This is a genomic window from Microbacterium maritypicum MF109, assembly GCF_000455825.1.
GTDB classification, from domain to species: Bacteria; Actinomycetota; Actinomycetes; order Actinomycetales; family Microbacteriaceae; genus Microbacterium; species Microbacterium maritypicum_A.
The window spans coordinates 1-291 of record NZ_ATAO01000218.1; the positions used below are offsets into that span (position 1 = coordinate 1).

Consider the following 291-nt stretch of genomic DNA (forward strand, 5'->3'; position numbering starts at 1 on the left):
GGTGAAAAGTACCCCGGGAGGGGAGTGAAATAGTACCTGAAACCGTTTGCTTACAAACCGTTGGAGCCTCCTTAGTAGGGGTGACAGCGTGCCTTTTGAAGAATGAGCCTGCGAGTTAGCGATATGTGGCGAGGTTAACCCGTGTGGGGTAGCCGTAGCGAAAGCGAGTCTGAATAGGGCGATTCAGTCGCATGTCCTAGACCCGAAGCGAAGTGATCTATCCATGGCCAGGTTGAAGCGACGGTAAGACGTCGTGGAGGACCGAACCCACTTAGGTCTGTCTCTTATACA

At 52.9% G+C, this 291-nt stretch carries 1 rRNA gene; it reads left to right on the plus strand.

Annotated features, from left to right (window positions below):
- Positions 1-291, plus strand: a 23S ribosomal RNA gene (locus L687_RS42285); the annotation flags it as partial.